Origin of the sequence: Hydrogenophaga sp. ZJX-1, assembly GCF_048590325.1 — a bacterium.
GTDB lineage: Bacteria > Pseudomonadota > Gammaproteobacteria > Burkholderiales > Burkholderiaceae_C > Hydrogenophaga.
Window position 1 is genome coordinate 1 of record NZ_JBMBRA010000009.1, and the last position, 23,777, is coordinate 23,777.

Sequence of the window (23,777 nt, forward strand, 5' to 3'; positions counted from 1 at the left end):
TATGAAGGTCATCGTCCCCGTCAAACGCGTGGTGGACTACAACGTCAAGGTGCGCGTCAAGGCCGACCAGTCCGGCATGGACCTGGCCAACGTCAAGATGAGCATGAACCCGTTTGACGAGATCGCGGTCGAAGAAGCCGTGCGCCTGAAAGAAAAGGGCGTCGTCACCGAGGTCATCGCTGTTTCCTGTGGCGTCACGCAGTGCCAGGAAACCCTGCGCACCGCCATGGCCATCGGCGCCGACCGCGCGATCCTGGTGGAAACCGCCGAAGAACTGCAACCGCTGGCCGTGGCCAAGCTGCTCAAGGCGCTGATGGACAAGGAACAGCCCGGCCTCGTGATCCTGGGCAAGCAGGCCATCGACGACGACTGCAATCAGACCGGCCAGATGCTCGCCGCCCTGGCCGATCTGCCGCAGGGCACCTTCGCCAGCAAGGTCGAAGTGGTCGACGGCAAGGTCAACGTGACCCGTGAAGTGGATGGCGGCCTGGAAACCCTGAGCCTCAGCCTGCCGGCCATCGTCACCACCGACCTGCGCCTGAACGAGCCGCGCTACGTGACCTTGCCCAACATCATGAAGGCCAAGAAGAAGCAGATGGACATCGTCAAGCCCGAAGACCTCGGCGTGGACGTGAGCCCTCGCCTCAAGACCCTGAAGGTCAGCGAGCCGCCCAAGCGCGGTGCCGGCATCAAGGTGGCCGATGTGGCCGCCCTGGTGGACAAGCTCAAGAACGAAGCCAAAGTGATCTGAGGAAGAAACAACATGACCGCACTCGTCATTGCCGAACACGACAACGCCAGCATCAAGGGCGCCACGCTCAACACCGTCACCGCCGCCGCCCAGTGCGGGGGTGATGTGCACGTGCTCATCGCCGGCCACAACGCCGGCCCCGCAGCAGCCGCCGCTGCCCAGATCGCGGGCGTCGCCAAAGTCATCCACGCCGACGCCGAGTACCTCGCGCACGGCCTGTCCGAAAACATGGCCGCCCAGGTGCTGGCCATTGCATCGGCCTACAGCCATATCCTGTTCCCTGCCACCGCCAGCGGCAAGAACATCGCCCCGCGCGTGGCCGCCAAGCTCGACGTGGGCCAGATCAGCGACATCACCAAGGTGATCGCCGCCGACACCTTCGAGCGTCCGATCTACGCCGGCAACGCCATCGCCACCGTGCAGAGCGCCGACGCCACCAAGGTCATCACCGTGCGCACCACGGGCTTTGATCCCGCCGCCGCCGCCGGTGGATCGGCCGCCGTGGAAACCCAGGCAGCGCAGGCCGACAGCGGCAAGAGCACCTTCATGGGCAGCGAGATCGCCAAGAGCGACCGCCCCGAACTGACCGCCGCCAAGATCATCGTCTCGGGTGGCCGCGCGCTGGGCAGCGCCGAGAAGTTCAACGAGGTCATGACCCCGCTGGCCGACAAGCTCGGCGCCGCGCTGGGCGCGAGCCGCGCCGCGGTGGACGCGGGCTACGCCCCGAACGACTGGCAGGTGGGCCAGACCGGCAAGATCGTCGCGCCGCAGCTCTACGTGGCCTGCGGCATCTCGGGCGCGATCCAGCACCTGGCCGGGATGAAGGACAGCAAGGTGATCGTGGCGATCAACAAGGACCCGGAAGCCCCGATCTTCTCGGTGGCCGACTACGGGCTGGAAGCCGATCTGTTCACGGCGGTGCCACAGTTGATGGAACGCGTGTAAGGAATTTGCCTTTTCAAAAATCTGGCAAATCACTTCTTTTTTCGAGGCTTTGGCTCGAGGACCGGTTAGGGTCAGACCACCATCCGGATGGTGGGGAAACGGTCGATTGGCGCGGCGCCAAACGGGTCCCGGAAGCCGTATAACCGAAGTACCTCGTACAGCCGCCATTCCGGCCAGCGCTGTTCGCCGTACCCAACAGCTGCTTCGTGGCAGTCAGCGTGAGCACGTCATGGAGCTATGCGGTTGAGACCGGACAGCTCATCGCGGTTCCATTTTCGTCACCGCTGGTGAACTGGAAAATGTACCTGGCGCGTACACGCCGCGACAGCGGTGCGCTGGCCATCAAACGTGTCCTGCAAGTAGTGGAACAGGAGCTTGAACGGCTACTGGCCAGTGGGGCATGGCCAAACGCACGCCGGTTGGTTCCGGATACGTCGTTGTCGCTCGCTTGAGCGGCTCTGCTCTTTGTGTTGTCCCGCTGTTCCGTTTCTTCCAGTTCCACAGGGGACCGCTCCGTGGAGTCTCACTCTATTCAGCCCTTTCCAAACTCCGAAGCTGAACTGCGAAGTTCGTTGAGAATTGCGTTGGTCTCTCGGCCAATCTCACCAACAGATTGGCACGGCGCTGCTGGCGTTAGACCGAACTTCGGTGCAGGCGCCGGTTGCGTGATGCCTTCGACAGTGACAAACGTTCCTCGCGAGATGTTGTGCGGATGACCGGGAGCTTCATCGAGATCAAGGACGGGTGCGAAGCAGACATCGGTGCCTTCAAGCAACTCACACCACTCTTGTCGTGTCTTCTTCGCAAATACGTCGGAGAGCTTTGCTTTAAGGGTGGGCCACTGGCTGCTGTCCCACTGCGCGTCGTATAGGGGATCGTGCAAATTGCACTTCTCGCGCAGCAGCTTGTAGAACTGTGGTTCCATGGGCCCGATCGAAATGCACTTGCCGTCCGCGCACTGGTACGTGTTGTAAAAATGGGCTCCTCCATCTCCGTTGTTGGTGCCAGCCTCGTTGCTCCAGAGCCCAGCGGAGTGCCAGCCTTGAACCAGCGCGGTCAACAGGGCCGCACCGTCTGTGATGGCTGCATCGACGACCTGTCCTTCCCCTGTCCGCTGTGCATGGGCCAACGCAGCCAGGACGCCAAAGGCCAGCAGCATGCCACCGCCACCAAAATCTCCGATCAAGCCGGGTGCAACCGTTGGCGCCTCGCCTGCGCGACGGTTGGTGTGCAGTGCGCCTGACAGCGCCACATAGTTGATGTCATGTCCGGCCGCCTGCGACAAAGGACCGGTTTGTCCCCAGCCTGTCACACGCCCGTATACGAGTGAAGGGCGCAGCTTCAGACAGACCTCGGGCCCGATTCCCAGCGACTCCATCACGCCGGGCCGGAACCCTTCTATCAGGATGTCGGCGCGAGTGATCAATGCCAGGGCCGTCTGCTGACCCTCTGGACTCTTGAGGTCCAGTGCTATCGATTCACGTCCTCGCGACAATACATCGCTCTTGCGCGCAGTCAGGGCACCCATGCCAGAAGCCTGGCCTGGTTTGACCGGACGATCGATGCGGATCACCCTTGCGCCTTGGTCCGCAAGCATCATGGCGGCAAAAGGCGCTGGACCGAGTCCGGCAAACTCGACAACGGTCAGGTGCGACAGAGGTCCGGCGCGCATCATCACATCTCCAGGACGAAGCCGTCCTTGTCGACCGTCTTGTTGCTGACCAGGAAGGCCTCATTGAGGTCAATGCCAAAGCCGGGGCCTTCGTTGGGATAGCAAAGACCAGCCTCAAACCTGGGAATGTTCAAGGCGATGTCGGTGCCCGGGGCAATGTTCTTGCTCTCCATGGTGCCGTGAATCATCAACGGTCCGATGGACTCGTTAAGACCCTGTGTGGCCCATTCATTGGCCGTCCACAAATGAGCCGAGGGGCTATGCTCCAGGCCGGAGCCGATCATGCAGCCACAGTGGACGGGCAGGCCCGCCAGCCGTGCCATCGTGAGCCACCGCTGGGATTTGACCAGTCCTCCGGCTTTCTGAAGCTTCAGGAACAGACCGTCGGCCGCACGACGATCAATGATTTCCTTGAGGTTGTAGAGCTCCTGCGCGGACTCGTCGGCATAGATCGGCGTCTTGACGGCAGCGCGAAGGCGAGCCATGCCTTCAATGTCCCAGTGGGCGAGAGGTTGCTCAATCAGGTCCAGACCGGCAGAGTCGATCCTGCGGATGATGTGCAAAGCTTTTTCGTAGCTCCAGAAGCCGTTGGCGTCGATGGTCAAATACGCATCGGGGCCGACGGTCTCACGAACAGCGTGGACCATGTCGATGTCATCTTGGATCGTGCCATAGCCGATCTTCATCTTGAACAACGCAAAACCGATGTCCTTGGCACGCTTGGCTTCGGCCGCGACATCATCGGGTTTGCCGGCTGACAAAACCCAGCCCTGCCGTGCAGCCTCAATGGTGCGACCACCGAGTAGGTCGTAAACAGGCACACCCAGCAGCTTGCCTTTGAGGTCGTGGAGTGCGAAGTCGACGGTGGCCTTGGCCTGGTTGTTGTCACGCACCAGCAAATCCATCTTGGAGACGATCTTCTCGATGCTGCGAGGGTCTTCGCCCAACAGGATTCGGGGAGCGATGACATGGCGAATCATTGCCATGATCGATTCCTGGAGCTCGCCGCGATACCAGGAAGAGGTGTCGCCCGAGTCGGAGAAACCGACTGTTCCATCATCGCAGGTGAGTTTGAGCACCACGCTATCGATGGAAGTGATGCGTGTGTTGGGCATGATCACCGGCTTCTTCAGTGGCGTGGAAACCGGGGTGCATTCGACTTTGACAATCTTGGTCATGGCGTGGGATCAGGGAAATGGGTGCAAAGAGGCGCTGCGCAAAGCCATGGGCCCGCGCAGTGCAGCGGGAAGGTCAGAGGGGATAGGCTGGGGCGCTGTTGCGGATGGTCGTCCACTGCCACTGGGTGAACTCGTCCCAGTTGGCCGGGCCACCATGGCGGGAACCGTTGCCTGAGGCGCCGCGGCCACCCATGGGCATGGTGCCGTCATCATTGACGGTCTGATCGTTGATGTGCAGCAGGCCCACGTTCAGTTGCTCGCCCATGGCCATTCCGCGGCCGATGTTCTGCGTGTGAATGCCGGCGGAGAGGCCGTACTCGCTGTCATTGGCCAGCGCGATAGCCTGGCTGTCGCTGTCGAAGGCACTGATGGCAACCACCGGTCCGAAGATCTCTTCCCGGAACACAGGCATGTCAGGTGTCACGTCAGACAGCACGGTAGCGGGGTAGAACTGGCCATTCGGTGTTCCGCCGGCCAGCAGCTTGGCGCCCATGCGAATGGACTCCTGAACGATGCGATCGACCCGCTGCACCTGAGCAACGGTGATGATGGGACCCAGGGCCACGGGCTGGGTGTGGGGGTCGCCCACAGGCAGTGCCTTGGCCTTTTCAGCCATGCGGGTCGCGTAGGTTTCATACAGGCTGCGATGCACCAGATGACGACCGGCGCTCATGCAGATCTGGCCCTGATGCAGCCAGGATGCCCAGGAGCCGCCACAAATGGCCATTTCCAGATCAGCGTCTTCCAGAATGATGAGCGAGTTCTTGCCACCCAACTCCAGCGCCACCTTCTTGAGGTGCTTGCCCGCGAGTTCACCCACGCGCCGGCCCACTGCCGTGGAGCCTGTGAAGGAGATCATGGTGACGTTGGAATCTGTCACCAACGCTTCACCCGCTTCTGCCGCACCCGGCAGCATGTGAAGGACCCCCTTGGGAAGGCCTGCGGCTTCGAGTATCAGAGCAAGCATCACGCCGCCGCTGACTGGGGTGCGCGCGTCCGGCTTGAGGACCACTGCGTTACCAGTGGCCAAGGCTGGAAGAACGGCGCGGCTGGAGAGCAGAAATGGAAAGTTGAAGGGAGAGATCACGCCGACCACGCCGTGTGGCACACGTCGCGCCAGACTCGTGACGCCGTCCACGCTGGGCAGTACGAGCCCTCGGGATTGGGTCAGCATGGCCGCGGCTTCGTGGCAATGGTGGATGACCGAATCGATCTCGAACGTCGCCTTGGGCTGGATGCCGCCGGTTTCCCGGACGATCCATGTGGCGAAAGCCTGGCGGTTGGCCTCGAGCAGGTCAGCGGCCTTGCGGAAGATCCTGGCCCGCTCGCCATAGGGCATCGCGGCCCAAGTCTTCTGCGCCTGCTTGGCCAGCATGGCGCTGTCCTGCACGTCCTGGGCATTGGCCAGCGCAACCTTGGCCAGCACCTGCCCAGTGGCGGGCTCGATCACATCAATCTGTCCGCCGGACAGCGTCTTCCACTCTCCGGCCAATGCTTTCGCGGACCAGTCCATGGTGTTGAGCAAATCGGTTGTCATGTGTCATCTCCTGATGGTGTGTCTGTGGTGTCCTGCTTGTTCGCGAGCTCGTTCTTGCGTCGGTTGACGCACCGCTCCGTTCTCATTCAAGGCCAGGCCGACTGTAGATGTGGATATGCAATTTGTCAACCAACCGGTTGGTTGACAAAATTGCAGTACACACACAGAATCGGGTCAACGCTTGCACGCTGCAAGTCAGATCAACCTGCCAACCGGAGAGACAACTTGACAACGACTTACCGCTCGCCATGGATGACCGAGGAGCTGGACATGCTGAGGCAGACGGCCCGGCGTTTTTTCGAGGACGAAGTGGCCCCACACGCAGAACGCTTCCGTCGTCAACACCATGTGGACCGGGAGGTCTGGGAGAAGGCCGGTGAGCTGGGCTTGCTGTGCATGAGCATTCCCGAGGAGTACGGTGGCATGGGCGCCAGTTTCGCGCACGAGGTGGTCGTTATGGAGGAGCAGGCACGCATCTGTGATACGACCTTCGGCTTCATTCCGGGTGCACTCAACAGCCCAGGGTTTTTCCACGGAACAGCCACACAAGAGCAGCTGCTGCGATGGATGCCCGACATCGCTCGTGGAAAGAAGATGATCGCTGTGGCCATCACCGAACCCGATGCCGGTACCGACGTCAAGGCGCTGCGCACATCTGCGCGACGCGATGGCGATGACTATGTGCTCAATGGCAACAAAATTTTCTGCACCCTGGGCGATCAGGCGGACATGGTTCTTGTGGCGGCGCGCACAGGTGAATCAGGTTCCGGTGCCAGGGGCATTTCGCTGTTCATGGTGGAAAAGGACAAGTGCCCGGGGTTCAAGGTGTCCAAGATCATCGACAAGATTGGACAAAACGCTCTCAACACCGCCGAGGTCTTTCTGGAAGATGCTCGGGTACCGGCGGAGAACCTCATTGGCGGCGTGGAAGGCAAAGGCTTCTTCCAGCTGATGGATGTGTTTACTCGGGAGCGTTTGTCCATCGGCATTGTCGGGATCGCTTGCGCAGAGCGAGCCATCGAGTTGACGGTTGAGCATGCCAAGAACCGCAAGATGCTGGGGCAGACCCTCTGGGACTTTCAGAACACGAAGTTCACGCTTGCGGAGTGCCTGACAGAGGCACGAATCGGCCGGGTGTTCATCGACAACGTCGTCAAGGATATGGTCGACGGCAAGTCCTTGCAGCCCAACGACGCCATGATGGCCAAGTGGTGGGGGTCGCACAAGCAGTGCGAAATCATCGATCGTTGCCTGCAGCTGTTTGGTGGTTATGGCTATTGCACCGAGTATCCGATCGCTCAGCTCTACATGGACGCACGGGTCGCGAAGATCTATGGCGGATCGAATGAAACGCTCAAGGATGTGATTGCTCGATCCATGTGACGGGCGTTGGCCCTTCCAAAAGAAAGAAGCCCGGAATCACTTCCGGGCTTCTTTCTTTGCTGTAGTGATCGGTATCGATCTGCCTCGATGACGCAACTCGTCAGGCGGCGCCTGTGCCGATGCCTTTGACCAGTGTCTCGACGAAGTTGTCAGCCACATCCTGGATTGAAAACTTGCCCTTGCCTGAATGCCAGCGAGGCACCCAGTTGAGGGCTCCAAAGAGGAGTGCAGACACCATGCCTGGGTGGCAGGGTCGAATCACCCCGGAGGCAATGCCCTCGGTGATCAGTGCCCGCACCGTTTGGTCCAGGCGTCGCTGAAACTGACGAATGTCATCACCGGTCATGTTGTCCAGAGGGCCTGCGCCAACCAGCACAAGACAACGCCCGAAGTCGTTGTTCTGCGCCTCAGCAAGGCTTCGAACAAAGAGGCGCAATCGATCAAGGACAGGTAGCTTTCGATCCTCCATGCTCTTCATGACGCTGTCCAGATTCCCGAAGGACTTGACCAGGCACTGGTAGAGGATGCTCTCCTTGTTGTTCACGTAGTGGTAGAGCGTGGCCTTGTGCATGCCAAGGCGGTCCGCGATCATATCCAGCGAAGTCGACTCATATCCGTTCTGAGCGAACAGCTGTGCAGCTGTGCGAAGAATGGCTGTGAGTTTGTCCTCGTGCCTGGCACCGGGCGAAGCTTTTCGGCGTGAGGTGGCGGTTTTGACCGCCGCCCTTTTGCGAGCTGTTGTCTTGGTTTGCTTTTCAGTGAGGATCGCGTCAGGCATGGTGCAATTATTGTGCGGAAACGACGCCAGAGTCGATGAGGGCCTGGATGCGTGTGGCGTCCAAGCCGACTTCGGCAAGAATCGCACGGCTGTGCTCGCCCAGGAGCGGTGCGCGATGCCTCACCTGGCCCGGCGTACCTGAGAGTTTGACGGGAATGCCAGGTACGCAGACTGGAGTGGCTGACCCTGGATGCTCCACTTGCGGAAGCATCTCCCGGACAGAAAAGTGAGGGTCAGCGAAGATCTCAGCTGCGTTGTAGATGGGACTGAAAGGCACCTTGCCGCCGAAGAGCTCCTTGAGCTCCGCTTTGGTCTTGGTCTTGGTGAAGCGCTCGATGGCCTCACGCAGCGCAACATGGTTTTCCCAGCGAAGTGCTTCTTTTGAGAAGCGCGGGTCTTCCATCAGCTCGGGCTGCCCAATGAGCTGGCACAGCAGTTTGAACTGCGGATCGTGTGGCGCCGCGATGGCGATCACCCCATCCTTGACATAGATGGTGCCGAAGGGGGCAAGACCCGGAATCCCGTTGCCCACCGGCTCGGGGGAAACGCCGCGGTAGCTGAAGGTACTGACCACCAGTTCCGACAAGGCGAGGATGCTGTCCGTCATGGCGACATCCACATACTGTCCGGCGCCGCTGCTCCTTGCGTTCCAGATGGCCGCCATCGTGCCGAAAGCAGCAAACAGTCCCGAAACCGTATCGCCGGCGCCGCCGCCCACCTTGACGGGATGATCCTTGTCCTCGCCGGTCACACCCATCCAGCCACCCATGGCCTGGGCGACAATGTCAAACGCAGGCCAATCCATGTATGGACTCGTGCCCCCGGACCGGTCACCAAAACCTCTTACCGAGGTGTAGACCAGCCGCGGATTGACCTCACGCAGCCTCTCGTAACCCAGACCCAGTTTGTCCATCACGCCGGCACGATAGTTCTCTACCAGAGCGTCTGCTTGTGATGCCAGAGTCTTGAGGAGTGACTGACCATCAGCTGATTTCAGATTGATGGCGATCGAGCGCTTGTTGCGGTTGCAGGACTGGAACAGGCCCCCGAAGTGCCGCTGCTGGTCATCGTCCCTGAACGGGCCCATCCGTCGGAAGAAGTCCCCTTCCAAGGGTTCGACCTTGATGACGTCCGCGCCGTGGTCGGCAAGGATCTGTGAACAAAAGGGACCAGCGAGCGCGTGAGTAAGGTCAAGAACGCGCAAGCCGCGCAAAGCGCCAGTCGTGGGTGTCATGCAAATATCCAATCAACCAAATGGTTGGTTGATAATAGCAAACAAATCTTGCTGTCGCAAACAGCGGACAGCTGCAAACACACATGGCGACTTCGCGCCAGTGGACCGGAAGGCATTCACAGCCACGGAAAACCCAAATCAAGCGGGGTGAGGGCCGTGGAGTGCTTGAAGTGTCAGCGTAAACCCTAATTGTTCAGAGACCTTGATACCCCCACACTACATTTATCAACCAACTGGTTGGTTGATAAATCAGAATATCAACGGTCCTTTCAGGCCTGACGAGTCCTGAGACCTACCCTTTTCATGGAGACATGCTGTGATCAATCTCAAAAAACTGCTCATTGGTGCCGGTGTTCTGGCGTCCCTGGCACTGCAAGGAGCAGGCGCCAGCGAGGTCACGCTGCGCCTGCACCAGTTTCTGCCTCAGACTTCGAGCGTCCCGGCCATGGCCATCACCCCGTGGATCGAGAAGGTTGAAAAGGAGAGTGGTGGACGCATCAAGGTGCAGCACTTCCCGCTGATGCAGGCTGGAGGTACGCCATCCCAGTTGTTTGATCAGGCGCGTGACGGGGTCGTAGACATCATCTGGACCGCGCTGGGTTACACGCCTGGTCGGTTCCCTCGATCTGAAGTCTTTGAGCTTCCCTTCATGGCGAACAAGGACGCTGAAAAGTCATCGTTGGCTTTTCATGAGTACGTGACCACCTATGCGATGGAAGAGTTCAAGGACGTCAAGCTGCTGGCTGCGCATGTCAACGGTCCGGGTGTGTTGCATACGAAGACGCCAGTCAGAACGCTGGATGACCTCAAGGGGATGCGCGTACGAGGAGCCTCGCGTATTGTCAACATCACGCTCGAGCAACTCGGGGCGGTGCCCGTGGGCATGCCAGCGCCTGCTGTAAGTGAGGCACTTTCAAAGGGTGTCATCACAGCAACCTCGCTTCAGTGGGAGGTTGTACCTGCTCTGCGGATTCAGCAGATGGTCAAGAACCACACGATCACGGCCGGCGACAGGGGTCTGTACACCGGGACCTTTGCTTTCGTGATGAACAAAGGTACCTACGAGAAGCTCCCAGCAGACCTCAAGAAGGTCATCGACAACAACAGCGGTGCCAATGTCGCAGCACTCTTCGGCAAGGCAATGAACGAGGGTGACAAGAGAGGTATCGATGCTGTCAAGAAGGAAGGCAACACGATCATTACCCTGGATGCAGCCGAGACCGCACAGTGGCAACGTGCCACCTCCCGTGTGCGTGCGATGTGGTACCAGGAGGTAGGTAAGCGAGGCATAAATGGGGACAAGCTGGCTGCGGAGGCGGATGCCTTGATTGCAAAGCGCAGCAAGTAACTTTCAAATCCAATAAGGGCCGGTGAGCACAGTCTGCCCCACTGGATCAGCCTGCCCAATAACTTGCTCACCTGGCATGGCTGTTGACAAAACGCTGAATGGACCCAGTCCCAGGATTTCGAACCGATCAGTTACAGAGAGACCCGGCATGATGAACGCCCCAAGCGGGCAGGAGCATGTCGTGAAGAAGAGCAAGTTCACCTAGGCGCAAATCGCCTTTGCCCTCAAACAAGTCGTGGTGCGCCTGCCTTGGGGAATGCCGCTGGCCCAAAGCAGTGGCATTAAATGCGCGGCTCAACCGCCGGTGCTCGCAATGGGGCTGAGACATGGGTTTCATCCCCACCAGCCGCACCAACCATCACAACGACTTGCGTGGGTTCCTCGTGACCCACGCGACAGTCCAGCATGCACCTCTTGAGCTGTTCATTCGGTCGCATGCGACAGGTATCCTTCACGGATGACCCAGTTCAGTTTCGAATTTGACCCGCCCAAGCCCACGGAGCCACCGGCCGCGGCACCCGTTGTCGCACCCCTGGCGCTGAATCTGGAGCAGATGGCGCAGTTGCTGGAGCAACACGCCGACTACCGGGTCCTGCGCCGGCTGTTGCCCTGCATGGACTACGGTCCCCATCCCGGCAACCCGGGCGCCGGCCTGCGCGTGCTGGTGCTCGACACCGAAACCACCGGACTCTCCCACCAGACCGACAAGGTCATCGAGCTGGCCATGTTGCTGGTGCAGGTGGACCCCGACACGGGCTTGCCGTGGGGGCCGGTTGAGGTCTTTGAAGGTTTCGAAGACCCCGGCATGCCGATTCCGCCGACGGCGCTGGCCGTGACGGGCATCAGCGACGACATGGTCAGGGGTCAGCGCCTGGACGACGAGCAGGTTGCGGCCATGGTGTCGAAGGCCGATCTGATCGTGGCGCACAACGCCGGGTTTGACAGGCCTTTCGTGGAGGCCCGTTTCCCCTGCTTCGTTTCCAAAGCCTGGGCCTGTTCGTTCATGGACATCGACTGGAAGGCGGCCGGTTCGGGCTCCTCCAAGTTGAGTGCGCTGGCCAACGATCAGGGCTGGTTCTACGACGCGCACCGCGCCCAGGTGGATTGCCATGCCTTGCTGCAGGTGCTGAGCCAGCCCACGGGCCCCGGCGCCACCACGGGCCTGAGCCAACTGATCACAGCCGCATCGTTGCCCAGCTTCAAGCTGCGGGCGACAGGCTCACCCTTCGAGTCCAAAGACAAGCTGAAGGCCCGGGGCTACCGGTGGGATGCGGACGCCAGGGTCTGGACCTGCACGCTGGCGAGCCAGGCGCTGCTGGAGGCCGAGCTGGCATGGCTCAAGGCCGAGGTCTATGGTCGGCGCAGCGCGCGGCTGGACATCGAAGCGATGGACAGCAGCGTGCGTTATTCAGCGAGGCCCGGTCGAACCGTTGAACAGGGCTTGTAGGCCCGCAACCGCGTGTTCACGCCGACTCCCAGTTCGATCGCAACGCCTCGGCCTCGGTGCGGTACAGCCGCAGCAGTTCACCCTCGGGCAGTTCACCGGCTTTGCGCAGCAGCGCCTCCACCGGCAGTTTCAAGCCCACCAGGTGCAGTGCGATGCCCTGGCTGGCCAGCTGTGTGCGCAGGCGACCGAAGGCTTCGACGCCGGTGGCGTCAACCCAGTTGATCGGGTGCGCGAACAGCATCACGTGGCGCGTGTCCGGGTGCTGGGACAGGTGTTGCGTGATGGCCAGTTCGAAGCCGTTGACGGTGGCAAAGTCCAGCGCGGCGTCCATGCGCAGGGCATAGGTGTGCTCGTTCAGCGGTGGCAGTTGCCAGAGGTGGCGGTCGCGCAGGCTGCCGTCGGTGTGCAGGCCCACTTCGATGATGCGCGGGTGCAGCCGCAGGTACAGAAAGTGCGACAGCGCCATCAGCATGCCCGCGAGCACGCCCCAGTAGAGCTGCGGTGCGGCCAGCACCGTGATGGCAAACGTCAGTGCTGCCGTGACCGCCTCCACCCGCGACAGCCGCCACAGTTGCAAGAAGGCCCTGGGCTTGATCAACCCCAGCACGGCCACCACCACGATCGCTGCCAGCACCGCCAGCGGCACGTAGGCCAGCAGCGGCGTCAGCAGCAACAGCGTGAGCAGCACCACCGCCACGGAGAACACCGTGGCCCAGCCGGTGCGTGCGCCGGCATAGAGGTTGAGCGCCGAACGCGAAAACGAGGAGCTGGTGGGGAACGCTCCCACCAGGGCAGACGACAGCTTGGCCAGGCCCTGGCCGATCAGGTCCTGGTTCTGGTCCCAGCGTTGGCCGCGGTCACCGCTGTCGACCTTGGCGCTCGACGCGGTTTCCAGAAAACTCACCAGCGTGATCACCAGCGTGGGCAGCAACAGGTGGCGCAGCGTTTCCCAGCCTGGCCAGCCCGGCACGAAAAGAGCGGGAAGCCCCTGCGGCAGGGCGCCGATCACGCCACCGCCCGCGGCCTGAAAGCCGGTCCAGTAACTCAGGCCCGCGGTGCCCACCACCAGCAGCAGCACGCTGGGAAAGCCGGGTCGCCAGCGCCGCGCCAGCGTCAGGGTTGCTGCGGCCCCGAGGCCGAAAGCCAGCGTGGGCCAGTGCAGCCGGGGCTGCGTCAGCAGGGCGGCCCAGCCGTCGGAAATACCCAGCATCGCCGGCAGTTGTGAACCGATGATCAGCACCGCCGCGCCCTGCGTGAACGCCATCAGCACCGGCGAGTTCACCAGGTTGAGCAGCCAGCCAAAGCGCGCAAAACCCAGCACGACCTGCAGGCCGCCACTCAGCAACGCCAGCCACACCGCCAGCTCGATCCAGCGCGCGCTGCCCGGTTCGGCCAGTCCGGTGAGCGAGGCGCTCACCAGCAGGCAGGTGAGCGCGGTGGGGCCGACCGAGAGCCGCACCGACGAACTGAACAGCACCGCGATCAGCGCCGGCAGCATGGACGCGTAGATGCCCGTCACCAGTGGCATGCCTGCCAGCGCGGCGTAGGCCACGCCCTGCGGAATCACCATCAGCCCGACCGTCAAGCCAGCCAGTGCTTCGCTGCGCAGCAGCGCGGCGTCGGGCCGGGGCCAGTTGAGAAAGGGGAAGAGGCGGTGCAGGCGGGGCATGTGTGGATGCTACCCGGGCTCGGGTGCGCTGGCAGACACGCCCGCCCGGCTCACGGGCGCACCGGCGCCCGAGCGCGCCTGTCCCGCCAGTGGCGCGGGCCTACCAGTGCGCGTGGATGCGTCCTTCGACCACCCTGGACTCGAAGCGCTTGAGCGGGCTGTTGCCTTTCTTGATGCAGGCACCGCTGTGGGCATCGAAAGCCCACTGGTGCTTGGGGCAGGTCAGGGTGCCGTCCTGGAGGGCCAGTTCGGGAATGTCGGTGCTCTGGTGCGGGCAGCGGCTGTCGAACACGTTGTAGGTCTGCTGGTCCCGGTAGACGAACAGCCCCCGGCCGTCGCATTCCGTGCGGACCACCGCGCCATCTTCAATTCCGGCGCTGTCGATCACGTCGTGCCACCGGGCCGCCCGGGTGAGCACCTCCGGATCGAACTCGGGGATGTTCATGGCCAGGATGATGTCCACCGCCCAGACGATCTTGGCCAGCCCCAGCGTGGGAAAGGCCATCAGCAGTGCGTCCAGCACCTCCATGGGTGTGCAGCCCTCGCGCAGCGCGCGGCCCAGGTACTGCTTGAAGCCGCGTTCGGTCTGTGAATCGACCTTGGTGATGACCGAGATCAGGTTCCGGGTCTTGGGGTCCAGGTGTTTGCCAGCATCCTTCAGGAAGGCAAAGTAGTGGCTCAGCGCGTCGGGCCGGGCCTTGAGCAGGTAGTTCAGTGCGTCACTCATGGTCAATCGCTTTCGGTTGTCAACAATGCAAAACCAGCACCGGGTGTTCGGTCAGGCCCATCACCTTCTGCGCCACGCCGCCCACCAGGGCGCGGCCAATGCGGCCGTCGTCCCGGCTGCCCATCACGATCAGGTCGGACCGGCTCTCGGTCGCCGAGGCCAGAATCTCGGTGAAGGGCTTGCCACAGCGCACCTCGCCCTGGGCCGCCACGCCGCCTGACCCGGCCAGTGCCAGCATCTCCGCGATGAAGGCCTCGGCCTGGGGACGCAGGCCCTCCGTGGCGACCACGGTCACCAGGTGCAGCGGCAGGCTGCACTGGGCCGCCACCGCGACTCCGACGGAGAACACCTGGCGCCCTTGTGGACTGGGTTCGGCGGTCACCAGCACGCGCTGGCTCCACATGCGGGCGCCGCGCGGCACGATCAGCACATGGCAGGGCGCGTGTGCCACCACCTTGCTGACCATCTCGCCCACCAGCAAATTGGCCAGGAAGCTGCGCTTGCCGCGCCGGCGGATGATGATCAGGTCGCTGGCCTGTTCCCGGGCTTCCTGCACGATCTCCTGGTAGGGCTCCTCCCCGCGGCGCAGGCGCAGCTCGATCGTCACACCGGCCGCTCCGGCGAGCTCGCGCAGATCGGCGATCCGCTTCGCCGCCTCGCTCTCGGCGCGGGCCGCGATCTGGGGCGCCAGGGCCTCGTACTCCGGGTTGCTGACCAGGGGCATGACCGTTTGCAGCGGCAGCTGGCAGCGCGTGGCCATGCCGAAAGCCACGTTTTCGGCGCCGGTGTCGTAGGCCGTGTGTTCGGTGGCCAGCAGCAGACGCGTGAAGAGATGGCCCATGCTCAGTGCCCTCCCGTCAGCACACCGGAAGCGGCCAGCAGGACCACCGCCGCCACCAGACAACAGATCACGGCATAGGCGTGGTCGCGCCGCTTCAGGTACAGGGGGATCAGGCCCAGCAGGGGCGCCATCGAGCAGCCGGCCAGCAGGGCAATGCCGATGAGGTTGGCCATGTCGCCCTTGTGGGCCAGCGCCAGCCAGCCCCAGCCCGTGGGCGTGTCGGTGCGCTGCAGATAAGCATCCACCGGCAGGTTCCACAGGCCGGGCAGATCCTCCAGCGGGACATGGGGCGGCAACAGCCCGGTCAGGTAGGCCGCAAAGCTGAGGAACAGCGCCACGACGCCGACGCGTGTGCCCCAGTCGAGCAACAGCGCATAGCGCGATGCCTCGGCTTGCTGTTGCAGGGTGTTCGTGGATGGTGGGGTGTTCATGGCGAGGTCGCTTTCAGGCCCAGATGCCCAGGCCCTTGAGCAGCGCCCGGATACCCGCAAACAGCAGCAGGGCAATGACCATCCTGCGGATGATCGACGCTTTGAGCACATGCAGCAACCGGGCGCCCAGGCGCGCACCGAGCATCATGCCCACCACCGAGGGCACGGCGATCATCGGCAGCACCGCGCCCCGGTTCAGGTAGACCCACGCGGCGGACGAGTCCACCAGCGACAGCACCAGCCCCGACGTGCCTGCGGACACCTTGAGGGGCGCACCCATCAGCAGGTTGAGCGCCGGCACATTGGCCCAGCCCGCGCCGATGCCGAACATCCCGGCCATGACGCCGATGGCCAGGAACAGGACCAGCCCCATGGGCGTGCGGTGGACCTGCCAGTCGATGGAGCGCCCCGATGCGCCGTCGATGAACACGCCGTGAATGCCCAGGGCGGACGACAGGCGGTCGGGTTGCGGCACATGAGGAAATTCCGACTTCTTCGATACCAGCATCAGCGCCACGATTCCCAGCACGATCACGCCCAGTGCGGTCTGGATGGCCGCGGCAGGCAGGGCCAGGCCCAGCAACGCGCCGGCAATGGAACTCATGCAGGCCAGCAAGGCCAGGGGCAGCGCCAGGCGCAGGCTGGCCAGGCCGCCCCGCAGCAGAAAGGGCCCGGCGGCCAGGGCACTCGCCAGCGCCACCAGCAACCCGGCGCCGCGCACAAAGTCGAGATGGAAGGGAAAGAAGCCGCCGATGATGGGCACGAACAGCGTGCCGCCACCGATGCCGGCGGGCACCGCCACGATGCCGATGAGGAAGCAGGTGACGAACAGGGCGAGTGGCCAGAACCACCAGGGCATCGCACTCCCGGGCACCGCGCTGTCGCCAGCGAACGCCAGGTCGGGCAGCATGAAGAACCAACCCCAGGCCACGCAGGCTTTCAAAACGGGCATCAACGACGCAAGGGTCGACCGGGGCATGGTGGACCGCTTTCAGGAAATGGTCTGGTAGTACAGGTTTTGCGGGTGGTTCGCCTGCGCAAAAAAGTACCAGCGCTCGGCCAGCAAGCCCAGGTACTGCAGGGCAAAGGCCGCCAGCAGCCAGGCCGTGGAGGCGCTGGACAGGGCCAGCGCCAGACACAGCAGTGGCAAGGGAAACACCAGCAGCAGGAAGATCCATTTCACCGAGCGCAGCAGCGCGGCGCTCTGGCCGTGGAAGAACTCCCGTGTGTTGAACGAGCCGCCCATGAAACCCTGCGCCTTCTGCACGATGCGCGGGTGCTTGATGCCGATGGCGCTTTGCACGGACGATTTGGGCTTGAGGCGGGCGTTACGCACCAGCGAGGCGCCGCGCGAGATCGCGGCCAGCAGCGTCAACCCGATGGCAGCAAGCGCGTAGGGGGGCACCAGATCGGGCATGTCCAGCAGGGCCGCGAGCAGCGTGGCCAGGGTGAGGCCCGATGCGCAACCGAGCAGCAGGTAGTTCAACAAGGTCAGGGGGCTGGCCCACTCCTGCAGGAAGCGGACCGAGGCGTAGATCATCGCGGTGCAGACGAACAGCGCCAGGCTGAGCAGGGCGGTCAGCGCGCCGATTGGCACGGTCTGGGTCCAGCCCAGATACTGGCCGCTGCCGTACACCAACAGCCCCAGCATGAACAGGGGCAGGGCGATGACCTCGCGCGACAGCCAGGACGTGCGCCACATCGTGGCCGAGCGCCAGGCGCGCTCGGGGCGTCCCAGGTGGAAGAACGAGGCGGTCAGCCCCAGCCCCGTCAACACCAGGGCCACCCCACTGCCCAGGAACAGGAAATGCCGGCCGGTGGCGGCGTCGGTATCGGACAGGAGCGTCAGCTCGGCGCCGTACAGCGCAAAAAACAGCCCTTGCGCGGCACCGATCAGCGTCGTCAAAAAAATGACCGAAAAAGCGGGTCTCATGGTGTGGGGGTGCTGCGGTTCAGGTGGCGAAATCTTCGTGTCCCGGGTCGCGGTGGGCGGCGTCGGCGGGCCGGCTGTCGATCTTCAGCGGGTTGTCCACGCGCTCCAGGTCTTCGGCATGGATCCGCATCGCCGTCTTGCGCCGGGGCAGGTAGTGGTTGGCCGGGCGGGTGCCCCACTCGGGCATGAGCTGGTAGCCACCGCGCTCGGCGATGGCCTGGGAGACCACGGACTCAGGGTCGTGCACGTCGCCGAACAGGCGCGCGTTGGACGGACAGGCCAGCACGCAGGCCGGCTTGCGCTCGCGCTCGGGCAGGGCCTGGTCGGTGACGCGGTCCACGCAGAGGGTGCACTTGGTCATGACCTTGCGCTGTTCATCGAACTCGCGCGCGCCGTAGGGGCAGGCCCAGGTGCAGTATTTGCAGCCGATGCACTTGTCGTAGTCGACCAGCACGATGCCGTCTTCGGCCCGCTTGTAGCTGGCGCCGGTGGGGCACACCGGCACGCAGGGTGGTTCTTCGCAGTGCAGGCACGACTTGGGGAAGTGCACCGTCTGCGTGATGGGAAACTCGCCCACTTCGAAGGTCTGCACCCGGTTGAAGAAGGTGCCGTTCGGATCGGCCCCATAGGGGTTCAGGTCGGTCAGCGCACCCGCCGTGCCCGAGGTGTTCCACTGTTTGCAACTCGTCACGCAGGCGTGGCAGCCCACGCACACGTTGAGGTCGATCACCAGAGCCAGCTGGGTCATTTGCGTCCTCCCTTGCCGGCAAACCAGGCCTGCCAGCGGGCAGGGGCCGCCTCGACCCCGGGCGCTCGGGGCACGGTCTTGAACTGCGGCCAGCTCTGTTCAGGCTCGCCGGCCTGCGCCTTGTAGATGCGCACGCGCACGTCGTACCAGGCGGCCTGTCCGGTGATCGGGTCCGAGTTGGAGAGGGACGCACCGGCGCTGGACGGCGGCAGCTCTTCCGAGATCAGGTGGTTGAGCAGAAATCCGCGCTGCGCTTCGTTGGCGTCCGGCGTCAGGTTCCAGGCGCCGGCGGACTTGCCGATGGCGTTCCAGGTCCAGACCGTGCCGGGCTCCACGGCCTCCGAGTAGCGGCACATGCAGCGCACCTTGCCCCACTGCGACTCCACCCACATCCAGCCGCCATCGGCGATGCCTTCGGCGCCGGCGGTTTTGGGGTTCACGAACAGGTAGTTGTGCGTGTGGATCTGGCGCAACCAGGCGTTTTGCGAATCCCAGGAGTGGTACATCGCCATCGGGCGCTGGGTGATGGCGTTGAGCGGGTACCTGACGGTGTCGGTGGCCTGCTCTTCCAGCGGTACGTAGTAGAACGGCAGCGGGTCGAAATAGGTCTCGACGCGTTTGCGCAGGTGCTCGGGCGGCTGCTTGCCCGCGCGTTTGCCCTGCGCCGCGCGCCGGAAGCCCTGCAGGAACTCCGAGTAGATGTGGATGACGATCGGGTCCTTGTCGCGTCGCAGGCCCATCTGCTGCGCCCACTCCATGTAGCCCCGGTTCCAGTTGCGCATGTACTGGTGTTCGGGTGGCATCTGGTGGTGGAAGACGCAGTTGTTCTTCTCGTACATCTCCCACTGCTTGGGGTTGGGCTCACCGCGCAGCGACTTCTCACCCGCCTTGCCGCGCCAGCCCGCGAGGAAACCGATGCCCGAGCCGGGCGCGGTTTCGTAGTTGACGATGAAGTCCGGGTAGTTGCGGAACTTGCGCGTGCCGTCGGCCTGCGTGAAAGCGGGCAACTTGAGGCGGCCGGCCAGTTCGACCAGCACTTCCTGGAAGGGCTTGCAGTCGCCCTTGGGCGGCACCACCGGGATGCGCACCGCGTCCACCGGTCCGTCGAACTCGGAGATCGGGCGGTCCAGCATGGACATGCAGTCGTGCCGCTCCAGGTAGGTGGTGTCGGGCAGGATGAGATCGGCAAAAGCCGTCATCTCCGACTGGAAGGCATCGCAGACCACCAGGAACGGGATCTTGTATTCCCCGCTGTGTTCGCCCTCGGTGTGCTTGTCGTTCAGCATCTGGCGCACTTCGGCGGTGTTCATGGTGGAGTTCCACGCCATGTTCGCCATGAAGATCAGCAAGGTGTCGATCGGGTAGGGGTCACCGCGCCAGGCGTTGGTGATGACGTTGTGCATCAGGCCGTGGGCCGACAGCGGGTGTTCCCAGGAGAAGCCCTTGTCGATCCGCACCGGCTGGCCCTGGGCGTCCACGAACAGGTCGTCCGGGCTCTCCGGCCAGCCCAGCGGCGCGCCATCGAGCGGGGTGTCGGGCTTGACGGCCTGCGGTCCCTTGGGCGGGCGGGCGTTGGGCGGCACGGCGCGCGGATACGGCGCCTTGTGCCGGAAGCCCCCCGGGCGGTCGATGGTGCCCAGCAGCGACATCAGGATCGCCAGCGCGCGGATGGTCTGGAAACCGTTGGAGTGCGCCGCCAGACCACGCATGGCGTGAAAGGCCACCGGGTTGCCCTTGACCGAGGGGTGCCGCTGGCCCCAGCTGTCGGTCCAGGCGATCGGCAGCTCGATCTTCTGGTCGCGCGCGGTGATGCCCATTTCATGGGCCAGGCGCCGGATGGTCTCTGCCGGGATGCCGGTGATGCCCTCGGCCCATTCCGGTGTGTAGGGCTTCACGCGCTCCTGCAGCAGCTGGAAAGCCGGCACGGCGGCGGTGCCATCGGGCATCTTGAAGTGCCCCAGCAACGCCGGGTCCGCGCCCTCGGCGTGATCGGCGACCGGGCTGTCGGTGAGCCGGTCCCACCAGTGGAAGTTGGCGGGCCGCAGCGGGTTGACGGTGTCGCCGTCGGCCTTGCGCAGGAACATGCCGAAGTCGTCGCTGGCCGCGTCCTGGTTCACCAGCTGGCCGGCGTTGGTGTAACGGGCCAGGAACTCGCGGTCGTACAGGCCGAGCTTGATGAGTTCGTGGATCAGCGCCAGCAACAGGGCGCCATCGGTGCCGGGTTTGATGGGCACCCACTCGTCGGCGATGGCGGAATAGCCGGTGCGCACCGGGTTGATCGACACGAAGCGCCCGCCGTTGCGCTTGAACTTCGACAGCGCCATCTTCATCGGGTTGGAGTGGTGGTCTTCGGCCGTGCCGATCATCACGAACAGCTTGGCGCGTTCCAGGTCCGGGCCGCCGAATTCCCAGAACGAGCCGCCGATGGTGTAGATCATCCCGGCGGCCATGTTGACCGAGCAGAAGCCGCCGTGCGCCGCGTAGTTGGGGGTGCCGAACTGGCGCGCAAACAGGCCGGTCAGGGCCTGCATCTGGTCACGCCCGGTGAACAGGGCGAACTGCCTGGGGTCGGTGGAGCGGATCTTCTGCAGCCGCTGCTCCAGCATCGAGAAGGCGGCTTCCCACTCGATCTCGACAAACTCGCCGTCGCCGCGTTCGCTGCCGGGCTTGCGCAGCAGCGGCCTGGTGAGGCGGGCCGGCGAGTACTGCTTCATGATGCCCGACGAACCTTTGGCGCAGATCACGCCCTGGTTCAGCGGGTGTTCGGGGTTGCCTTCGATGTAACGCACCTCGCCGTTGCGCAGGTGCACCCGGATGCCGCAGCGGCAGGCGCACATGTAACAGGTGGTGTTGCGTGTCTCGGTGGTGGCCCCCGCCAGCGGGGGGCTGCAGGGATCGTGAAGCGGGGTGGCGGACATGCGTGGGTGTCTTTTCGTTAAAGAGGGAGCCATGCCAACCGTCCACCCTCGCTTCGCACAGGCCGGACTGTCAGTGGGGTCTTATTAAAGACAGGGGGCGCAGCCCCGTCTATTACCGACACGGGTGAGCCGGCATCACCCAGATGGGTAGCGTGGCCGGTGCCGGGCGCGCTGGGCCGCCGTCTGGCGAACCCCGGGAGGCGCCCTCGGGCGACTTGGGGTTTTCGCCATGTATCCGTACATGCTTGTGCACTACCATGGTTTGCCCACAAAGCGATACCCCACCGGGTTTCCACCCCACGACATGTCCACGCTCACAGTCAACCCTTCGCAGGATGGCGCCGCCACCGCCACCTGGGGTGCGGCGTCGCCGGGGACTTCGGGCGACGACGACCTGGAGCTGCTGCTGCAGCGCTTCCTGGTGTCCATTGCCGCGCTGGCCGGCGCCCAGGCGGGCGCTGTGCGGGTGCTGACCGATGACGGGCTTCACATGCGGCTGGTCGCGCAGCAGGGCCTGCCCCCCCATGTGCAGGAGGCCGAGCAGCTGGTGGACCGGGGATGCGGCATGTGCGGCACCGCGGGCGGCGCCGACGGGCTGGGCTGGGTGGACGATCTGCGGTCCTGTGACCGGCAAGGCGGTGGGCACTATTTCGGCGGGCAGTGCAAAGGCGTGCTGGCCATATCGCTGGTGCACGCCGATCAGGTGCTGGGCATCTACAACCTGTTTTTTGAGTCCAGGGTCCAGATCCCGCCAGCCACGCAGACCATCCTGCGCCTGATCGGGCAACTGCTGGGCCTCTCGCTGCACAACGCCCGTATCGAGCGCGAGCGTCTGCGGGTGACCGTGATGAAGGAACGCCAGGAAATGGTCAACGAAGTGCACGACTCGATCGCGCAGACACTGGCCTACGCGCGCATGCGCCTGCCCCTGCTGAACGACGCCATGCTGGCCCACGACGACACGAGGGCCATCAAGTATTTCTTGGACGTCAAGCAGGCGGTGGGGGAGGTGCACGACAACCTGCGCGAGGTGATGACCTATTTCCGCACCCGCATGGACCCGCTGGGCCTGCTGCACGCGCTCCAGAGCCTCGCCGACGGGTTCTACGGCCGCAACGGCATCGCGCTGGAGATCCGGAACACGGTCCGGCACCTGAACCTGCCCGATGCGCAGGAGGTCCAGGTGTTTTTCATCGTGCAGGAAGCGCTGGCCAACATCGCCAAACACTCCATGGCCCGCCATGCGGCAATCATCATCAACAGGACACCCGAAGGCCTCGAATTCGTGGTCGAGGACGATGGTCTGGGCATGGCCGCGCCGGGCGTTTCCACCATCGTGACATCGGCCAAGGAGCTCGCGGCGCCCACCCATTTCGGGCTGGAGATCATGCAGAGCCGGGCGCAGCGCCTGGGGGCGAGCCTGGAGGTCGGCGACAACGCGGGGGGTGGTACCCGTGTGCGCCTGCTGTTGCCCACGCCCCCCGCCGCCACCGCAGTACACACACCATGACGACGCCCGCCACGCAGGCCATGCAGACCCGGGTGATGCTGGTCGACGACCACGCGATGTGCCGCAGCGGATTGTCTGAATTGCTGCAGAACCGCAGCGGCATGGTCGTGGTCGCGGCCACCGGGGATCGTGAGCAGGTCATTCCCCTGTTGCGCGAGTTTCAGCCCGAGCTGATGGTCCTGGACCTGAGCCTGGGCCCGGTCGACGGCTTGAGCGTGCTGCGCATGGTGCGCACCGAAGGCATCGAGGTGCCAGTGGTCGTGCTGACCATGAGCAACAGCGAGGAAGACCTGTCGGCGGCGCTGCGCGCCGGCGTGCGCGGCTACCTGCTCAAGGACATGGACCCCGACGACGTGATCGAGTCCATCGGCCGCGCCGCGCGCGGCGAGCTGGTGGTGGCGCCGACCATGGCGGTCAAGCTGGCCCAGATGTGGCAGAGCGGCCAGAAGGGATCGGTCAAGCGCGACCTGGTGGACACCCTGACCGAGCGCGAACGCCAGGTGCTGGACCAGGTGGCGCGTGGCAAGAGCAACAAGGTGATCGCGCAGGCGCTGGACATCAGCCACAACACGGTCAAGCTGCACGTGCGCCACATCATGGCCAAGCTCGATCTGGGTTCGCGCGTGGAAGCGGCGGTGTTTGCGTTCGAGCACCGCACCTCGTCCGAACATCCGGGCAAGGGCGGGGAGCCGGAGAACCCTTCCGGACGCCGATCTTCCTGACAGCG

General features: G+C 63.8%; 20 protein-coding genes. 7 read left to right on the top strand and 13 right to left on the bottom strand.

Annotation, left to right across the window (positions count from 1 at the left end):
• The first annotated feature begins 1 nt into the window (after position 1).
• Positions 2–751 (top strand): electron transfer flavoprotein subunit beta/FixA family protein, encoded by a 750-nt coding sequence (locus ACN5W5_RS21135; RefSeq protein ID WP_420048748.1) that lies wholly within the window; start codon positions 2–4, stop codon positions 749–751.
• A gap of 12 nt (positions 752–763) precedes the next feature.
• Positions 764–1,696, top strand: a complete 933-nt coding sequence (locus tag ACN5W5_RS21140) for an electron transfer flavoprotein subunit alpha/FixB family protein (protein WP_420050413.1) — start codon at positions 764–766, stop codon at positions 1,694–1,696.
• Positions 1,697–2,228: 532 nt separating this feature from the next.
• Here ACN5W5_RS21140 and ACN5W5_RS21145 read toward each other — a convergent pair.
• The 3 genes from ACN5W5_RS21145 to ACN5W5_RS21155 all read right to left on the bottom strand — a co-directional run bounded on the left by ACN5W5_RS21145 (position 2,229) and on the right by ACN5W5_RS21155 (position 6,083).
• Complete coding sequence (locus ACN5W5_RS21145; RefSeq protein ID WP_420050601.1) at positions 2,229–3,368, bottom strand: CaiB/BaiF CoA transferase family protein; 1,140 nt, start codon at positions 3,366–3,368, stop codon at positions 2,229–2,231.
• 2 nt (positions 3,369–3,370) lie between these two features.
• Positions 3,371–4,546 (bottom strand): mandelate racemase/muconate lactonizing enzyme family protein, encoded by a 1,176-nt coding sequence (locus tag ACN5W5_RS21150; RefSeq protein ID WP_420050414.1) that lies wholly within the window; start codon positions 4,544–4,546, stop codon positions 3,371–3,373.
• Between the two features lie 73 nt (positions 4,547–4,619).
• A complete protein-coding gene (locus tag ACN5W5_RS21155) occupies positions 4,620–6,083 on the bottom strand; it encodes a benzaldehyde dehydrogenase (RefSeq protein ID WP_420050415.1) in 1,464 nt (487 codons plus the stop codon).
• Positions 6,084–6,308: 225 nt separating this feature from the next.
• On the opposite strand from ACN5W5_RS21155, the gene ACN5W5_RS21160 reads away from it, so the two are divergent.
• Positions 6,309–7,466: an acyl-CoA dehydrogenase family protein gene (locus ACN5W5_RS21160; RefSeq protein ID WP_420050416.1), complete on the top strand. Its 1,158-nt coding sequence runs from the start codon at positions 6,309–6,311 to the stop codon at positions 7,464–7,466.
• A 100-nt stretch (positions 7,467–7,566) separates the two neighbouring features.
• Here the strand turns inward: ACN5W5_RS21160 and ACN5W5_RS21165 are convergent, their stop codons facing one another.
• The gene (locus ACN5W5_RS21165; protein ID WP_420050417.1) at positions 7,567–8,244 is read right to left on the bottom strand and encodes a TetR/AcrR family transcriptional regulator; all 678 of its coding nucleotides are present in this window, start codon (positions 8,242–8,244) and stop codon (positions 7,567–7,569) included.
• 7 nt (positions 8,245–8,251) lie between these two features.
• Positions 8,252–9,478, bottom strand: coding sequence for a CaiB/BaiF CoA transferase family protein (locus ACN5W5_RS21170; RefSeq protein WP_420050418.1), 1,227 nt, complete (start codon positions 9,476–9,478; stop codon positions 8,252–8,254).
• A 316-nt stretch (positions 9,479–9,794) separates the two neighbouring features.
• On the opposite strand from ACN5W5_RS21170, the gene ACN5W5_RS21175 reads away from it, so the two are divergent.
• Both ACN5W5_RS21175 and ACN5W5_RS21180 read left to right on the top strand, forming a co-directional pair.
• On the top strand, positions 9,795–10,826 hold the full coding sequence (locus ACN5W5_RS21175) for a TRAP transporter substrate-binding protein (protein ID WP_420050419.1): 1,032 nt from the start codon (positions 9,795–9,797) through the stop codon (positions 10,824–10,826).
• A gap of 457 nt (positions 10,827–11,283) precedes the next feature.
• The gene (locus tag ACN5W5_RS21180; protein ID WP_420050420.1) at positions 11,284–12,273 is read left to right on the top strand and encodes a 3'-5' exonuclease; all 990 of its coding nucleotides are present in this window, start codon (positions 11,284–11,286) and stop codon (positions 12,271–12,273) included.
• A 16-nt stretch (positions 12,274–12,289) separates the two neighbouring features.
• On the opposite strand, the gene ACN5W5_RS21185 is transcribed toward ACN5W5_RS21180, so the two are convergent.
• From ACN5W5_RS21185 to ACN5W5_RS21220, 8 genes are all read right to left on the bottom strand, one after another.
• Complete coding sequence (locus ACN5W5_RS21185; RefSeq protein ID WP_420050421.1) at positions 12,290–13,942, bottom strand: SulP family inorganic anion transporter; 1,653 nt, start codon at positions 13,940–13,942, stop codon at positions 12,290–12,292.
• Positions 13,943–14,042: 100 nt separating this feature from the next.
• Positions 14,043–14,669, bottom strand: coding sequence for a Rieske 2Fe-2S domain-containing protein (locus tag ACN5W5_RS21190; RefSeq protein ID WP_420050422.1), 627 nt, complete (start codon positions 14,667–14,669; stop codon positions 14,043–14,045).
• Positions 14,670–14,688: 19 nt separating this feature from the next.
• Positions 14,689–15,510, bottom strand: coding sequence for a universal stress protein (locus tag ACN5W5_RS21195; RefSeq protein WP_420050423.1), 822 nt, complete (start codon positions 15,508–15,510; stop codon positions 14,689–14,691).
• A gap of 2 nt (positions 15,511–15,512) precedes the next feature.
• Positions 15,513–15,941: a hypothetical protein gene (locus tag ACN5W5_RS21200; RefSeq protein WP_420050424.1), complete on the bottom strand. Its 429-nt coding sequence runs from the start codon at positions 15,939–15,941 to the stop codon at positions 15,513–15,515.
• Between the two features lie 13 nt (positions 15,942–15,954).
• The gene (locus ACN5W5_RS21205; protein WP_420050425.1) at positions 15,955–16,893 is read right to left on the bottom strand and encodes a sulfite exporter TauE/SafE family protein; all 939 of its coding nucleotides are present in this window, start codon (positions 16,891–16,893) and stop codon (positions 15,955–15,957) included.
• Between the two features lie 39 nt (positions 16,894–16,932).
• On the bottom strand, positions 16,933–17,874 hold the full coding sequence (locus ACN5W5_RS21210) for a dimethyl sulfoxide reductase anchor subunit family protein (RefSeq protein ID WP_420050426.1): 942 nt from the start codon (positions 17,872–17,874) through the stop codon (positions 16,933–16,935).
• Positions 17,875–17,893: 19 nt separating this feature from the next.
• The gene (soeB, locus tag ACN5W5_RS21215; protein ID WP_420050427.1) at positions 17,894–18,622 is read right to left on the bottom strand and encodes a sulfite dehydrogenase subunit SoeB; all 729 of its coding nucleotides are present in this window, start codon (positions 18,620–18,622) and stop codon (positions 17,894–17,896) included.
• Positions 18,619–21,540, bottom strand: a complete 2,922-nt coding sequence (locus tag ACN5W5_RS21220) for a molybdopterin oxidoreductase family protein (RefSeq protein WP_420050428.1) — start codon at positions 21,538–21,540, stop codon at positions 18,619–18,621. Before ACN5W5_RS21220 ends, soeB begins: the two co-directional genes overlap by 4 nt.
• Before the next feature lie 304 nt (positions 21,541–21,844).
• Here ACN5W5_RS21220 and ACN5W5_RS21225 point away from each other — a divergent pair, with 304 nt between their 5' ends.
• Positions 21,845–23,050: a sensor histidine kinase gene (locus tag ACN5W5_RS21225; protein WP_420050429.1), complete on the top strand. Its 1,206-nt coding sequence runs from the start codon at positions 21,845–21,847 to the stop codon at positions 23,048–23,050.
• Positions 23,047–23,772 carry a response regulator gene (locus ACN5W5_RS21230; protein WP_177137158.1) on the top strand — a complete coding sequence of 242 codons (726 nt, stop codon included), beginning with the start codon at positions 23,047–23,049 and terminating at the stop codon, positions 23,770–23,772. The genes ACN5W5_RS21225 and ACN5W5_RS21230 overlap by 4 nt, the downstream gene beginning before the upstream one ends.
• Positions 23,773–23,777: the final 5 nt, after the last annotated feature.

Coding starts and splice junctions, on each gene's coding strand:
- ACN5W5_RS21135 (WP_420048748.1), top strand. CDS start 2: ATGAAGGTCATCGTCCCCGTCAAACGCGTGGTGGACTACAACGTCAAG.
- ACN5W5_RS21140 (WP_420050413.1), top strand. CDS start 764: ATGACCGCACTCGTCATTGCCGAACACGACAACGCCAGCATCAAGGGC.
- ACN5W5_RS21145 (WP_420050601.1), bottom strand. CDS start 3,368: ATGCGCGCCGGACCTCTGTCGCACCTGACCGTTGTCGAGTTTGCCGGA.
- ACN5W5_RS21150 (WP_420050414.1), bottom strand. CDS start 4,546: ATGACCAAGATTGTCAAAGTCGAATGCACCCCGGTTTCCACGCCACTG.
- ACN5W5_RS21155 (WP_420050415.1), bottom strand. CDS start 6,083: ATGACAACCGATTTGCTCAACACCATGGACTGGTCCGCGAAAGCATTG.
- ACN5W5_RS21165 (WP_420050417.1), bottom strand. CDS start 8,244: ATGCCTGACGCGATCCTCACTGAAAAGCAAACCAAGACAACAGCTCGC.
- ACN5W5_RS21170 (WP_420050418.1), bottom strand. CDS start 9,478: ATGACACCCACGACTGGCGCTTTGCGCGGCTTGCGCGTTCTTGACCTT.
- ACN5W5_RS21180 (WP_420050420.1), top strand. CDS start 11,284: ATGACCCAGTTCAGTTTCGAATTTGACCCGCCCAAGCCCACGGAGCCA.
- ACN5W5_RS21185 (WP_420050421.1), bottom strand. CDS start 13,942: ATGCCCCGCCTGCACCGCCTCTTCCCCTTTCTCAACTGGCCCCGGCCC.
- ACN5W5_RS21190 (WP_420050422.1), bottom strand. CDS start 14,669: ATGAGTGACGCACTGAACTACCTGCTCAAGGCCCGGCCCGACGCGCTG.
- ACN5W5_RS21195 (WP_420050423.1), bottom strand. CDS start 15,510: ATGGGCCATCTCTTCACGCGTCTGCTGCTGGCCACCGAACACACGGCC.
- ACN5W5_RS21200 (WP_420050424.1), bottom strand. CDS start 15,941: ATGAACACCCCACCATCCACGAACACCCTGCAACAGCAAGCCGAGGCA.
- ACN5W5_RS21205 (WP_420050425.1), bottom strand. CDS start 16,893: ATGCCCGTTTTGAAAGCCTGCGTGGCCTGGGGTTGGTTCTTCATGCTG.
- ACN5W5_RS21210 (WP_420050426.1), bottom strand. CDS start 17,874: ATGAGACCCGCTTTTTCGGTCATTTTTTTGACGACGCTGATCGGTGCC.
- soeB (WP_420050427.1), bottom strand. CDS start 18,622: ATGACCCAGCTGGCTCTGGTGATCGACCTCAACGTGTGCGTGGGCTGC.
- ACN5W5_RS21220 (WP_420050428.1), bottom strand. CDS start 21,540: ATGTCCGCCACCCCGCTTCACGATCCCTGCAGCCCCCCGCTGGCGGGG.
- ACN5W5_RS21225 (WP_420050429.1), top strand. CDS start 21,845: ATGTCCACGCTCACAGTCAACCCTTCGCAGGATGGCGCCGCCACCGCC.
- ACN5W5_RS21230 (WP_177137158.1), top strand. CDS start 23,047: ATGACGACGCCCGCCACGCAGGCCATGCAGACCCGGGTGATGCTGGTC.